This is a genomic window from Sinorhizobium sp. P24N7 (genome assembly GCF_042436655.1).
GTDB lineage: Bacteria > Pseudomonadota > Alphaproteobacteria > Rhizobiales > Rhizobiaceae > Sinorhizobium > Sinorhizobium meliloti_A.
Genome location: NZ_JBHMIW010000013.1, coordinates 39718 through 52978 on the forward strand (window position 1 = coordinate 39718; position 13261 = coordinate 52978).

Consider the following 13261-nt stretch of genomic DNA (forward strand, 5'->3'; position numbering starts at 1 on the left):
CTCCCAAGTCTCAACCGCAATGGAAAGGACAATCCATGGCCTCTCTCTTCGACCCGATCACGGTAGGCGATATCAGCCTCAGCAACCGCGTGGTGATGGCACCTCTGACCCGGAACCGTTCACCCCAGGCCGTGCCCAATGACCTGAACGTCGCCTATTACGAGCAACGCGCATCCGCCGGCCTGCTGATCACCGAAGCGACGGCGATAAGCCACCAGGGCCAGGGCTATGCCGACGTGCCGGGCCTTTACAAACCGGAGGCCCTCGCCGGCTGGCGCAAAGTCACGGATTCGGTTCACAAAGCCGGTGGCAAGATCGTCGTGCAGATGTGGCATGTCGGGCGGATATCCCACGACTCGCTCCAGCCGCAGGGCGGCAAACCGGTCGCCCCTTCCGCTATCCGCGCCAAATCGAAGACCTATCTCGTCAATCCCGATGGGACCGGCAGCTTTGCCGAAACCTCCGAACCGAGGGCGCTCGAACTGGCGGAGATCGGCGGAATCGTCGAGGATTACCGCAAAGCTTCTCGGGCCGCGATCGAAGCCGGTTTCGACGGCGTCGAGATCCATGCTGCCAACGGCTATCTGATCGACCAGTTCCTGCGCTCCGGGTCCAATCAACGCACGGACGCCTACGGCGGCTCGATCGAGAACCGCGCCCGCTTCCTCTTCGAGGTGGTCGATGCCGTTACCAAGGAGCTCGGCGCTGGTCGGGTCGGGATCCGCATCTCTCCCGTGACCCCCGCCAACGACGCCTTCGATCCGGATCCGCAGCCGCTCTTCACCTATGTCGTCGAGGGCCTAGCCCGCTATCCGCTCGCCTATGTGCACGTGATCGAGGGCGCTACCGGTGGCGCGCGCGACCATCAGCAGGGTGACCGGCCCTTCGACTACATAAGCCTCCGTGCCGCCTACGCAGCCGCCGGCGGCAGGGCAGCCTGGATGACGAACAACGGTTACGATCGCGATCTGGCGCTGAAGACGGTCGAAAACGGCGAAGCCGATCTGGTTGCTTTCGGCAAACCCTTCATCGCCAATCCGGATCTCGTTCGTCGTTTGAGAGACAACGTGCCCCTGAATGCGCCGGACCAGGCGACCTTCTATGGCGGCGGCGCCAAGGGTTATACGGATTACCCGTCGCTCGAAAACGTCGCCTGAATCGATAAAGACCAAGGAGCCCCGCCCGATGCGCGGGGCTCCTTGCGCAGCGAATCGATTATGCTGCCCCGATGTTCACGTCCTTCATCGATGAATGGTCTCTAGAGCCCGAAGGCGACCCTATCCTCACGCGGACGAGCCGTCTCCTGCCCGTTCGCTGGCGCGGCCTGCCGGCGATGCTCAAGGTGGCAGACGAGCCGGAGGAAAGATTTGGTGGGCAGTTGATGCGATGGTGGGATGGCCACGGCGTCGCCCGGGTCTACGCCGCAACCGAAAGCGCCATCCTCCTCGAACGGTCGGAGAGCCGCCGATCGCTTTTTCATATGGCGATGACCGGCAGCGACGACGACGCCACCCGGATCGTCTGCCGCACCGTTGCCGCGTTGCATGCACCACGGGCCTCCATGCCTGCGGGTCTCGCACCGCTCGAGCGCTGGTTCCAGGCGCTGGACCCTGCAGCCCGCGCCCATGGCGGTATTCTCAGGACCTGTGCAGACGCCGCCCACCATCTCCTATCCGCGCCCGAAGAGCCAGTCGCACTGCACGGAGACATTCACCACGGCAACATTCTCGACTTCGATGCCCGGGGCTGGCTCGCCATAGATCCCAAGGGTCTCTATGGCGATCGCGGTTTCGATTACGCCAATCTTTTCTGCAATCCGGAGCTTCCCGTCGTAACCGCTCCGGGGCGGCTATCCGGACAGCTTGCAATCGTCGCCCATGAGGCGCGGCTGGAGCCGAAGAGGCTCCTTCGGTGGATCATCGCCTATGCCGGCCTGTCGGCGGCCTGGTTCCTTGGCGACGGAGAAAGCCCGGAAAGCACTTTGGCAGTGGCCGCGATTGCAGCCGCGGAGCTGAGCGGCTAGTGGACGGGGAGAAACTCTGTTGAGCTGACAAGCCCGCTGGACCCGGAGGAAGAGTATGGAAATCAGAGATGCCGCCGAAACCGATCTTCCGGCGATATGCGCGATCTACAACGACGCTGTGGCGAACACGACGGCGATCTGGAACGAGACCCTTGTCGACGTCGCCAATCGGAAAGCCTGGCTGAAAGCACGCAACGCTGCCGGCTTTCCGGTGCTTGCCGCCCTTTCCCCTGACGGCGAGGTCGTCGGCTACGCCTCCTTCGGCGAGTGGCGCGCCTTCGACGGATACCGGCACACGGTCGAGCACTCGGTCTATGTGCGGACGGACCAGCGCGGCGGCGGCATAGGCCGGGCGCTGATGCTCGCGCTCATCGATCGGGCCGAAGCACTTGGCAAGCACGTGATGGTCGCGGGGATAGAGTCGGCAAACGTGCCGTCGATCCGTCTCCATGAGCAACTCGGTTTTCGTGAGGCCGGCCATATGAAGGAGGTCGGCACGAAATTCGGTCGATGGCTCGACCTCACCTTCATGCAACTGATCCTTCGCACCGGTTCTCCGGACTGAAAGCTTTGCAGCCCGATTTCTCGTCCGCAACGAAGATGCTATCTATATGCACTCGTTGGTCGCCGAGGGCCGCATGGTCGCGTACGAAAAGGCAGGCACAAGCTGTATCCGGAGCACCCTGAAGGGACGTCTGGCACGCGTCGCCGCGGCCGTGTTGTCCGTGGTCATGTGTTTTGTCTCCGCCCACTCCGGGGCTGCGGAGGCACGCACCGACGCGCCGGCTCCGCCGCGGAAGTGCCTCTACTCGGGGGTGTCCACGGCAAACCCCTTCCTCCGTCTCTGCATCAGCCCCGACAATTTCGCCCGCGACGTCTGCGGCATCATCGAACATTATGCCAAGGCGAACGATCTGCCCGCCGCTTTCTTCGCCCGTCTGATCTGGCGCGAAAGTCTTTTCCAGCCGGACGCCATCAGCCCCAAGGGCGCAGAAGGAATTGCCCAGTTCATGCCCGCGACGGCAAAGCTGCGCGGCCTCTCGGACAGCTTCAACGCGGTGGCGGCGCTCGGCAAATCCGCCGAATATCTGAGGGAGCTCAAGTCCCGGTACGGCAATCTCGGTTTTGCGGCGGCGGCCTACAATGCCGGCGAAGCAGGCCTGGAGCGCTTCCTGGAAAAGGACCGTCTACCCTATGAAACGCGGGATTACGTGCTGGCGATCACCGCCTATTCGGTCGAAGACTGGCGCGACAACCCACCGAAGTCGCTCAACATCGAACTCGACAAGGACAAAAGCTTCCTCGATGGCTGCGTCGCCCTTGCCAATACGCGGCGCTTGCGCGAGCTGGTTATCGCCGATGAAGCCGTCTGGGCGCCCTGGGGCGTTCAGCTTTCGGCCCACTATCAGAAATCCATGGCGCAGCGGCTGTTCCTGAACGCCGTGAAAAAATTGCCCGCTCCGATCAACAGGGAAAAGGCAGTTCTGGTGCGGGAGCGCAATGCCAGCTTCGGGTCCAGGCGCCGCTACGCTGCCCGCATCGGCCGGCAGACACGCGCCGAGGCAGACCAGCTTTGCGCCGCCATCCGCAAGAGCGGTGGCGTCTGCGTCGTCTTCAAGAACTGACGGATGCACGCCCCAGCGCGTTGCTGCTATGCCCGGCGGGGAAATTGTTGCTCGTTTCACTGCGCAGGCAATCAAGAGACGCAAGCGTCGTTGCGACGGCTTGGTCGATCGGCGTATGCGGCTCTTCGCCCAGCAGCGCGACAAGGCGATCGTTGCGCATTTCAAGCGGCTTCCGCCAAAGATAGCGCATCTCCTTAACTTCCCGGAAGAACGGGACGAAGGGCGACGCCAGCGTGACGAGCCACCACGGAAAGGTCCGAACCCTTAGGTGCGGCCTGTCCGCCGCACGTCTGATCGCGGCGATCATTCCGGTGCCTTCATCGTCGAAGTGTCCGCGCATATGGAAGACGGCGAAGGGCGGGAGGGTTTCCGCACGCTCGATCAGGCGTGCCATCGTCTCCGCCATGTCCGGCAAATAGGCCCATTGGTGCCCGACCCCTTTCGCGCCGGGATAAGTTACCGTCGTCAGCGGCTTTCCAGGCTTCACCAGCCCTTGCGAGAACCAGTTGTTCCCAGCATTCGGCCCGAAGAAATCCCCCGCCCTGAGGATGATGACGCCGGTGCCTTCCTCAGAGGCAGCTTTCAGCCGAGCCTCCATTTCCTTGCGAATCGTCCCCTTTTTCGTCAGTGGCCGCTGCGGTGAATCCTCACGAAGAATTGGGAAAGCGTCGGGACCGAAGTTATACATCGTGCCCGGTAACACGATGCGGGCGGCAACCTGTCTGGCCGCACTTATGGTGTTGTCGAGCATCGGCAGCACCAGGCGTTCCCAATCGCGGTAACCGGGCGGATTGACCGCATGAACGATGAACCCCACTCCCTCTGCCGCGGCACGAACATCCGCGGCGTTCATCGCGTCGCCTTGAACCCACTCGAGGGCCGGCATTTCTGCGGATACCTTCGCAGCGTTGCGGTGCAGTGCGCGGACTTTCCACCCACGCGCATTCAGGTTTTGCGCCACGGCGCCACCGATTCCGCCTGTTGCACCCAGCACCAGGACCGCTCCTGTATTCTCTTTCGTCGCGCTCATCATTCTCTCCATCGCTTGAGGAAGGGAGCATCGGCCATCATTCGGCTAAACGGAATTGTCTAAATAGGTCTTGCCGCTATACTGAAATGCATGAACCTTATTGAGCCGAGTTGGGACTTCTACCGCACCTTTCTCATGGTGTTGCGCGAGCGCTCGCTATCGGCAGCGGCGCGCCAGCTCGGCCTGACCCAGCCGACTGTTGGCCGGCACATAGATGCCTTGGAGACGTCCGTGGGGTTTCCGCTCTTCACGCGTTCGCCGCACGGATTGATGCCGACCGACGCCGCGCTGGAGTTGCGGCCCTATGCCGAGACCCTGGCAGCGACAGCTGCAGCCCTGTTGCGTGCCGCATCAGGACAACACGGTGCGATCGGCGGAACGGTCCGTATCAGCGCCAGTGAGGTCATCGGCGTTGAAGTCCTGCCTCCGATCCTCGCCGAATTGCACAGGGACTACCCGGACCTCTCCGTCGAACTTTCCGCATCGGATGTCGTCGAAGACTTGCTTCGCCAGGAGGCGGACATCGCTGTGCGGATGGTCGCGCCGGCCCAGGAGGCATTGGTTGCGCGCCATATCGGTGCGGTTCCGCTCGGCTTCCATGCGCATCGCTCCTATCTGGAGCGCCGTGGGATACCGCAGACGCTTGAGGATCTCTCGCGCCACAGCGTGATTGGCTATGACCGGGAAACGCCGGCGATCCGCTCGATCAAAGGAAGAGCACCGGACTTGCCGATCGGGCGCTTCGCTTTCAAATCCGATAGCAACCTTGCTCAACTCGCGGCGATCCGCGCCGGTTTCGGCATCGGCATTTGCCAAAACGCGCTTGCCGCCCGCGACCCGGATCTCATGCACGTGCTGGCGGATGCCTTTGAACTGAAGCTCGAGACCTGGCTCGTAATGCACGAAAATCTGCGTGCGACGCCACGTTGCCGCGTGGTTTTCGATGCCCTTGCCCGCGGGCTTCTCGACTACCTGCGCCAATAAATCGATTCCACAAAAAAGACCCGCCGCTGGAAAGCGGCGGGTCTGAACTTATTCCTGCGCTTCGATCACTCCTCCGGTGTCGACGTGGTGTCCGGCGGCAGCTCCGGTTCGGCCATGACGCCTTCGGCACCTACGGCTTCGATCTCCTCGTCGCCATCCGGCTCACTGATCCGCTCGACCGAAACGACCTTCTCGTCCTTGGCGGTGGAGAAAATGGTCACGCCCTTGGTGGCGCGGCTCGCCAGGCGAATGCCTTCCACCGGAACCCGGATGAGCTGACCTCCATCGGAAACGAGCATGATCTGGTCGTTATGCTCGATCGGGAAGGCGGCGACGAGTTCGCCGATTTCCGCCGTCTTCGAGGTATCGGTGGCGCGAATGCCCTTGCCGCCGCGGCCTGAAGTGCGGAAGTCGTAGGAAGAGGAACGCTTGCCGAAGCCTTTCACCGAGACCGTCAGGATGAATTGCTCGCGCGCCTTCAGTTCCTCGTAGCGCTCATTGGTGAGTTCGCCGCCATTGGTGACCTCCTCGCCGACAAGCACGATTTCCTCTTCTTCACCGGTCAAGGCGCGACGCTCCGCGGCCGACCGTTTCAGATAAGCGGCACGCTCCCAAGGCTCGGCTTCGACGTGAGCGACGATGGCCATCGAGATGATCCGGTCGCCGTCACCGAGCGAAATGCCGCGAACACCGATCGAGTTGCGGCCCGCAAAGACGCGGACATCGGCAACGGGGAAGCGGATGCACTGGCCGAGGGCTGTCGTGAGCACCACGTCGTCGAACTCGGTGCAGGTGTCGACCGAGAGGATTTCGTCGCCCTCCTCTTCGAGCTTCATCGCGATCTTGCCGTTGCGGTTGACCTGGACGAAGTCTGAGAGCTTGTTGCGACGGACCGTTCCACGGGTCGTCGAGAACATGACGTCGAGGTTTTCCCAGGTCGTCTCGTCCTCGGGAAGCGGCATGATCGTGGTGATGCGCTCGCCGGGTTCCAGCGGCAGCATGTTGATCAGCGCCTTTCCGCGCGACTGCGGCGTGCCGATCGGAAGGCGCCAGACCTTCTCCTTGTAGACGATGCCGCGGGAGGAGAAGAACAGAACCGGCGTGTGCGTATTGGCGACGAACAGCCTGGTAACGAAATCCTCGTCGCGCGTGGCCATGCCCGAGCGGCCCTTGCCGCCGCGGCGCTGCGCCCGATAGGTCGTCAGCGGCACACGCTTGATGTAGCCGAGATGGGACACGGTAACCACCATGTCCTCCTGCGCGATCAGGTCCTCGTCGTCCATGTCCGGACCGCCGTCGGCAATCTCGGTTCGGCGCGGCGTGCCGAACTCGTCGCGGACTGCGGCAAGTTCGTTCTTGACGATCTGCATGATACGGAGACGGGACGACAGGATGTCGAGGTAATCCTTGATCTCCTCGCCGATCTTGTTGAGTTCGTCGCCGATCTCGTCGCGGCCGAGCGCGGTCAGACGCTGCAGGCGCAGGTCGAGGATCGCGCGAGCCTGTTCTTCGGACAGGTTATACGTAGCGTCGTCATTGATCCGGTGGCGCGGGTCGTCGATCAGGCGGATCAGCGCATCGACGTCGTGCGCCGGCCAGCGGCGCTCCATCAGCTGTTCGCGCGCGGTCTGCGGATCCGGCGCCTGGCGGATGAGCTTGATCACCTCGTCGATATTCGCGACCGCGATCGCGAGACCGACCAGCACATGCGCCCGCTCGCGCGCCTTGCGCAGCAGGTATTTCGTGCGCCGGCTGACGACATCCTCGCGGAAGGAGACGAAGGCGCGCAGCATATCGAGCAGCGTCATCTGCTCCGGCTTGCCGCCGTTCAGCGCCACCATGTTGCAGCCGAAAGAGGTCTGCAACGGCGTGTAGCGGTAAAGCTGGTTGAGAATGACCTCGGCGTTGGCGTCGCGCTTCAGTTCGATGACGACGCGATAGCCCTGGCGGTCGGATTCGTCGCGAAGATCGGAAATGCCCTCGATCCGCTTCTCGCGGACGAGTTCGGCCATCTTCTCTATCATCGTCGCCTTGTTCACCTGATAGGGGATCTCGGTGATGATGATTTGCTCGCGATCGCCGCGCATCGGCTCGATATGGGCACGCCCGCGCATGATGACGGAGCCGCGGCCGGTCTCGTAGGCCTGACGGATTCCCGAACGGCCGAGGATCAGCGCCCCGGTCGGGAAATCCGGCCCCGGGATGATCTGCATCAGCTCCGGCAGTTCGATCGCGGGATTGTCGATCAGGGCGATACAGCCGTCGATCACCTCTACGAGGTTATGAGGTGGGATATTGGTCGCCATGCCGACTGCGATGCCGCCGGCGCCGTTGACGAGCAGGTTCGGGAACTTTGCCGGGACGACAACGGGCTCGTGCAGGGTGCCGTCGTAGTTGTCGCGGAAATCGACCGTGTCCTTGTCGAGATCGTCCAGCAGCGAATGCGCCGCCTTCTGAAGCCGGCACTCGGTATAACGCTCTGCCGCCGGCGGATCGCCGTCGACGGAGCCGAAGTTGCCCTGGCCGTCGATCAGCGGCAGCCGCAGAGACCAATCCTGCGCCATGCGTGCGAGCGCATCGTAAATCGCCATGTTGCCGTGCGGATGGTATTTACCCATCACGTCACCGGTGACGCGGGCGCATTTTACGTATTTCTTGTTCCAGTCGATGCCGAGCTCGCTCATTCCGTAGAGGATGCGGCGATGAACGGGTTTGAGACCGTCGCGCACGTCGGGAAGCGCGCGCGACACGATCACGCTCATGGCGTAATCGAGATACGACCGCTGCATTTCCTCGATGATGGAAATCGGCTCGATGCCTGGCGGATTCTTTCCGCCGCCGGGGGTGCTTTGCTCAGTCAATGGCGATCACGATCTTTGTTCAGAATCAATCGGTTTTTTATAGCCGAATGCGGCTCGGAGCGCCAATTTTCGGCCGGTGTTTTGAACAGTCTTTTGCCGCAGGAACAGGCTTTTCTAGGGCAAGGAAAGGAGCTCGCAAGGAAAGCTGCGCGCCTCGGGGATGGCGCTGGTTTAAGCCATTGCGTTGCACTTGGCTACCCGCTCTTTCCAAGCTCGCGTCGCTTGCCTAACAATGCGGGCCGCACCACCGGGAATAGCCGGGGTAGAAATCCGGAAGGGGATACGGATGTTCGATGTCGATCTCTTGATCAATGCGCTGACGACGCTGCTCGTCACGCTTGATCCGCCCGGCCTTGCGCCGATCTTCCTGAGCCTGACCGTCGGCTTGAGCCGGCAGCAGCGCTTCCAGGTCGCGACCCGCGGCTCGCTCATCGCTTTTTTCATCCTCGCCGCCTTTGCGCTTTTTGGCGACGGCATCCTCGGTCTGCTCGGCATCTCGATCGGCGCCTTCCGGATCGCCGGCGGCATGCTGCTCTTCTGGATCGCTTTCGAGATGATTTTCGAAAAACGCCAGGAGCGAAAGGAGAAGGCCGGGGAAACGGCGATCACGAAGGACCACCTTCACAATATCGCGGTCTTCCCTCTCGCACTGCCCCTGATCGCCGGACCGGGAGCGATCTCGGCAACCATCCTTCTCGGCAGCTCCTTTCCCTCGGCATTGGATCGGGTGCAGCTCATCGTCGTCATCGCCGCATCGATGGCCATACTGTTCCTGGCGCTGGTGATCGCCGAGCGCATCGACCGGTTCCTGGGCGTCACCGGCCGGGCGATCCTTACCCGCCTCCTCGGCGTCATCCTTGCCGCACTCGCCGTCCAATTCGTCGTGGACGGCGTGCGCTCGGCGTTTCAGGTCTGAAGGCATAACGAGAACGGCCCGCGACGAAGCGGGCCGGATGGGTCTCGGACTGGCTGGAGCAGTCGATCAGAACGGAATGTCGTCGTCGAGATCGCGCGAGAAGTTGCCGCCCTGGTTCGGCTGGTTCGATTGACCGCCGGAGCGGGCGCCGCCCGATGAGGGCCGCGACTGATCGTATTCCTCGTAGCCGCCACCGCCGTAGTCGCTGCCGCCGCGGCCTGCGCCGCCGCCCTCGCCTCCGCGACCGTCTAGCATCGTCAGGGTCGAGTTGAAGCCCTGAAGGACGACCTCGGTCGAATAGCGGTCATTGCCGGTCTGATCCTGCCACTTGCGCGTCTGCAGCTGACCTTCGATGTAGAGCTTGGCGCCTTTCTTCACATATTGCTCGACGACCTTGCAGAGGCCTTCGTTGAAGACGACGACCGTGTGCCACTCCGTCTTCTCGCGGCGCTCGCCCGAATTGCGGTCGCGCCAGGTCTCGGAGGTGGCAATTCTGAGGTTGGCGATCGGCCGGCCGTCCTGCGTGCGCCGGATTTCCGGGTCGGCCCCGACGTTTCCGATCAAGATCACCTTGTTGACGCTACCAGCCATATCGCTTTTCCCGTTTCTGCCGCCGGACCGCTCGGCCGGCTTTCCAATGTCTCATGTGCGAACACCTTAGCGGCCCGCCGCCGCCGATACGCCCCGTATCGCGCATAATCCACAGTTGATTTGGCGTGGATATGGCAGAGTTTGTTCTTTTTTTGTTCTAGTATTCCTCTATGCTCCTGTCAACCGAATCGCAATTGAACCGCCTCTTTTGCCGATTGCGCCTCGACATGGGCGCGGCCGTCATTACATAGGGGGCTTTCAACCGACATACAAAGCTGGCCTTCCGATGAGCGAACTCAAGACCATCTCCATTCGCGGCGCTCGCGAGCACAATCTCAAGGGCATCGACCTTGATCTGCCGCGCAACAAGCTGATCGTGATGACCGGCCTTTCGGGCTCCGGAAAATCCTCGCTTGCCTTCGACACGATCTACGCCGAGGGCCAGCGGCGCTATGTCGAGAGCCTCTCGGCCTATGCGCGTCAGTTCCTCGAAATGATGCAGAAGCCCGACGTCGATCAGATCGACGGGCTCTCGCCGGCGATCTCGATCGAGCAGAAGACCACGTCGCGCAACCCGCGCTCGACTGTCGGAACCGTTACCGAAATCTACGACTATCTGCGCCTGCTCTTCGCGCGCGTCGGCGTGCCCTATTCTCCCGCCACGGGCCTGCCGATCGAAAGCCAGACCGTCAGCCAGATGGTCGACCGGGTGCTGGAGTTCGGCGAGGGAACGCGCCTCTATATGCTGGCCCCGCTCGTGCGCGGGCGCAAGGGCGAGTACAGAAAAGAACTCGCCGAGCTGATGAAGAAGGGCTTCCAGCGCGTAAAGGTAGACGGGCAATTTTACGAGATTGCCGACGTGCCGGCGCTCGACAAGAAATACAAGCACGACATCGACGTGGTCGTCGACCGTGTCGTGGTGCGGCCCGATATCGGAACCCGTCTCGCCGACAGTATCGAAACCTGCCTTACGCTCGCCGACGGCTTGGCGATCGCCGAATTCGCCGACCGCCCCCTGCCTCCGGAGGAGACCTCCGCCGGCGGCTCGGCCAACAAGTCGCTGAACGAAACCCATGAGCGGGTGCTGTTTTCCGAGAAGTTCGCCTGTCCCGTCTCGGGTTTCACCATTCCCGAGATCGAGCCGCGGCTTTTCTCCTTCAACAATCCCTTCGGAGCCTGCACGACCTGCGACGGGCTGGGCAGCCAGCAGAAGATCGACGAGGCGCTGATCGTTCCGGAGCCGAACCGCACCCTCAGGGACGGCGCCATCGCACCCTGGGCGAAATCCACCTCGCCCTACTACAACCAGACGCTCGAGGCACTCGGCACGGTTTTCGGCTTCAAGCTCGGCAGCCGCTGGAGCGAGCTTTCCGAGGAAGCACAGGACGCGATTCTCCACGGCACCAAGGACAAGATCACCTTCCACTATCAGGACGGGGCCCGATCCTACAACACGACGAAAACCTTCGAGGGCATCGTGCCGAATCTCGAACGCCGCTGGAAAGAGACCGACAGCGCCTGGGCGCGCGAAGAGATCGAGCGCTATATGTCGGCGGCGCCCTGCCCCGCCTGTGCCGGTTACCGGCTGAAGCCGGAAGCGCTTGCCGTCAAGATCCACGCGCTGCATATCGGCGAGGTTTCCGATATGTCTATTCGCGCCGCACGCGACTGGTTCGAGGTTCTGCCCGAGCATCTCAGCACGAAGCAGAACGAGATCGCCGTGCGCATCCTCAAGGAGATCCGCGAGCGCCTGCGCTTCCTGAACGACGTCGGCCTCGAATATCTGAGCCTTTCGCGCAATTCCGGGACGCTTTCGGGCGGAGAAAGCCAGCGCATCCGGCTCGCGTCGCAGATCGGCTCAGGGTTGACGGGCGTTCTCTATGTTCTCGACGAGCCCTCGATCGGCCTTCACCAGCGCGACAATGCCCGCCTCCTGGATACGCTGAGGCATCTGCGCGACATCGGCAACACGGTCATTGTCGTGGAGCATGACGAGGATGCGATCCTGACGGCCGATTACGTCGTCGACATCGGCCCGGCGGCCGGCATTCACGGTGGCGAGGTCATTGCGGAAGGGACCCCTTCCGATATCATGTCCAATCCGAAATCGCTGACGGGGAAATATCTCTCCGGCGAGCTTTCCGTTGCCGTGCCCGGCGAACGGCGCAAACCGAAGAAGAAGAAGGAAGTTACCGTCGTCGGCGCGCGCGCCAACAATCTGAAGAACGTGACCGCATCGATCCCGCTCGGTGTCTTCACCGCCGTCACCGGGGTATCGGGCGGGGGCAAGTCCACCTTCCTGATCGAGACGCTCTACAAGGCTGCCGCCCGCCGCGTCATGGGCGCGCGCGAAAATCCGGCCGAACACGACCGGATCGACGGCTTCGAGCATATCGACAAGGTGATCGACATCGACCAGTCGCCGATCGGCCGCACGCCGCGCTCCAACCCGGCGACCTATACCGGAGCCTTCACGCCCATTCGCGACTGGTTTGCCGGGCTGCCGGAAGCAAAGGCGCGCGGCTACCAGCCGGGCCGCTTCTCCTTCAACGTCAAGGGCGGCCGCTGCGAGGCCTGTCAGGGGGACGGCGTCATCAAGATCGAGATGCACTTCCTGCCGGATGTCTACGTCACCTGCGACGTCTGTCACGGCAAGCGCTACAATCGCGAGACCCTGGACGTTCACTTCAAGGGCAAGTCGATCGCCGATGTGCTCGACATGACGGTGGAGGAGGGCGTCGAGTTCTTCGCGGCCGTTCCGGCGGTGCGCGACAAGCTGGTGACACTGAACCAGGTGGGCCTCGGCTATATCAAGATCGGCCAGCAGGCGAACACGCTTTCAGGCGGCGAAGCCCAGCGCGTCAAGCTCGCCAAGGAGCTGTCGAAACGCTCAACCGGGCGCACGCTCTATATTCTCGACGAGCCGACAACAGGCTTGCATTTCCACGACGTAGCCAAGCTTCTTGAAGTTCTGCATGAGCTGGTCAATCAGGGTAACTCCGTGGTGGTCATCGAGCACAATCTCGAAGTCATCAAGACGGCCGACTGGATCATTGACTTCGGCCCGGAAGGCGGCGACGGAGGCGGCGAGGTCATTGCGCAGGGGACGCCGGAAGAGGTCGTGAAGGAGCCGCGCTCCTATACCGGCCAGTTCCTGAAGGAGCTTCTGGAGCGCCGGCCAGTGAAAAAGGTGGTTGCGGCGGAGTGATGTGGCCGGGCCGGACGCCTCGT

10 protein-coding genes are annotated in these 13261 nt (G+C 62.5%); 7 read left to right on the forward strand and 3 right to left on the reverse strand.

Annotated features, from left to right (window positions below; all coding sequences use genetic code 11):
* The first annotated feature begins 35 nt into the window (after positions 1 to 35).
* The 4 genes from ACFHWW_RS22150 to ACFHWW_RS22165 all read left to right on the forward strand — a co-directional run bounded on the left by ACFHWW_RS22150 (position 36) and on the right by ACFHWW_RS22165 (position 3648).
* Positions 36 to 1157 carry an alkene reductase gene (locus ACFHWW_RS22150; protein ID WP_379940840.1) on the forward strand — a complete coding sequence of 374 codons (1122 nt, stop codon included), beginning with the start codon at positions 36 to 38 and terminating at the stop codon, positions 1155 to 1157.
* 71 nt (positions 1158 to 1228) lie between these two features.
* Positions 1229 to 2023: an aminoglycoside phosphotransferase family protein gene (locus ACFHWW_RS22155; protein ID WP_324763357.1), complete on the forward strand. Its 795-nt coding sequence runs from the start codon at positions 1229 to 1231 to the stop codon at positions 2021 to 2023.
* A 55-nt stretch (positions 2024 to 2078) separates the two neighbouring features.
* Positions 2079 to 2588 carry a GNAT family N-acetyltransferase gene (locus ACFHWW_RS22160; protein WP_379940842.1) on the forward strand — a complete coding sequence of 170 codons (510 nt, stop codon included), beginning with the start codon at positions 2079 to 2081 and terminating at the stop codon, positions 2586 to 2588.
* Positions 2589 to 2634: 46 nt separating this feature from the next.
* Positions 2635 to 3648 (forward strand): lytic transglycosylase domain-containing protein, encoded by a 1014-nt coding sequence (locus ACFHWW_RS22165; protein WP_275597980.1) that lies wholly within the window; start codon positions 2635 to 2637, stop codon positions 3646 to 3648.
* On the opposite strand, the gene ACFHWW_RS22170 is transcribed toward ACFHWW_RS22165, so the two are convergent.
* The gene (locus tag ACFHWW_RS22170; protein WP_379940844.1) at positions 3638 to 4678 is read right to left on the reverse strand and encodes an NAD(P)H-binding protein; all 1041 of its coding nucleotides are present in this window, start codon (positions 4676 to 4678) and stop codon (positions 3638 to 3640) included. The two genes, ACFHWW_RS22165 and ACFHWW_RS22170, sit on opposite strands and share 11 nt — an antisense overlap.
* Before the next feature lie 90 nt (positions 4679 to 4768).
* Here ACFHWW_RS22170 and ACFHWW_RS22175 point away from each other — a divergent pair, with 90 nt between their 5' ends.
* The gene (locus ACFHWW_RS22175; protein ID WP_379940846.1) at positions 4769 to 5662 is read left to right on the forward strand and encodes a LysR family transcriptional regulator; all 894 of its coding nucleotides are present in this window, start codon (positions 4769 to 4771) and stop codon (positions 5660 to 5662) included.
* 65 nt (positions 5663 to 5727) lie between these two features.
* Here ACFHWW_RS22175 and gyrA read toward each other — a convergent pair whose 3' ends face one another.
* Entirely contained in the window at positions 5728 to 8523 is a 2796-nt protein-coding gene (gene gyrA / locus ACFHWW_RS22180) for a DNA gyrase subunit A (protein WP_100674010.1), read from the reverse strand.
* Positions 8524 to 8809: 286 nt separating this feature from the next.
* On the opposite strand from gyrA, the gene ACFHWW_RS22185 reads away from it, so the two are divergent.
* Entirely contained in the window at positions 8810 to 9439 is a 630-nt protein-coding gene (locus ACFHWW_RS22185) for a MarC family protein (RefSeq protein WP_379940848.1), read from the forward strand.
* A gap of 66 nt (positions 9440 to 9505) precedes the next feature.
* On the opposite strand, the gene ACFHWW_RS22190 is transcribed toward ACFHWW_RS22185, so the two are convergent.
* The gene (locus ACFHWW_RS22190; RefSeq protein ID WP_003529546.1) at positions 9506 to 10030 is read right to left on the reverse strand and encodes a single-stranded DNA-binding protein; all 525 of its coding nucleotides are present in this window, start codon (positions 10028 to 10030) and stop codon (positions 9506 to 9508) included.
* A 286-nt stretch (positions 10031 to 10316) separates the two neighbouring features.
* Between ACFHWW_RS22190 and uvrA the strand changes: the two genes are divergently transcribed.
* The gene (uvrA, locus tag ACFHWW_RS22195) at positions 10317 to 13238 is read left to right on the forward strand and encodes an excinuclease ABC subunit UvrA (RefSeq protein ID WP_127710944.1); all 2922 of its coding nucleotides are present in this window, start codon (positions 10317 to 10319) and stop codon (positions 13236 to 13238) included.
* Positions 13239 to 13261 lie beyond the last annotated feature (23 nt).

Excerpts from the sequence above, each read along its gene's own strand:
- ACFHWW_RS22150 (WP_379940840.1), top strand. The coding sequence starts at position 36 with ATGGCCTCTCTCTTCGACCCGATCACGGTAGGCGATATCAGCCTCAGC.
- ACFHWW_RS22155 (WP_324763357.1), top strand. The coding sequence starts at position 1,229 with ATGTTCACGTCCTTCATCGATGAATGGTCTCTAGAGCCCGAAGGCGAC.
- ACFHWW_RS22160 (WP_379940842.1), top strand. The coding sequence starts at position 2,079 with ATGGAAATCAGAGATGCCGCCGAAACCGATCTTCCGGCGATATGCGCG.
- ACFHWW_RS22165 (WP_275597980.1), top strand. The coding sequence starts at position 2,635 with ATGCACTCGTTGGTCGCCGAGGGCCGCATGGTCGCGTACGAAAAGGCA.
- ACFHWW_RS22170 (WP_379940844.1), bottom strand. The coding sequence starts at position 4,678 with ATGAGCGCGACGAAAGAGAATACAGGAGCGGTCCTGGTGCTGGGTGCA.
- ACFHWW_RS22175 (WP_379940846.1), top strand. The coding sequence starts at position 4,769 with ATGAACCTTATTGAGCCGAGTTGGGACTTCTACCGCACCTTTCTCATG.
- ACFHWW_RS22185 (WP_379940848.1), top strand. The coding sequence starts at position 8,810 with ATGTTCGATGTCGATCTCTTGATCAATGCGCTGACGACGCTGCTCGTC.
- ACFHWW_RS22190 (WP_003529546.1), bottom strand. The coding sequence starts at position 10,030 with ATGGCTGGTAGCGTCAACAAGGTGATCTTGATCGGAAACGTCGGGGCC.
- uvrA (WP_127710944.1), top strand. The coding sequence starts at position 10,317 with ATGAGCGAACTCAAGACCATCTCCATTCGCGGCGCTCGCGAGCACAAT.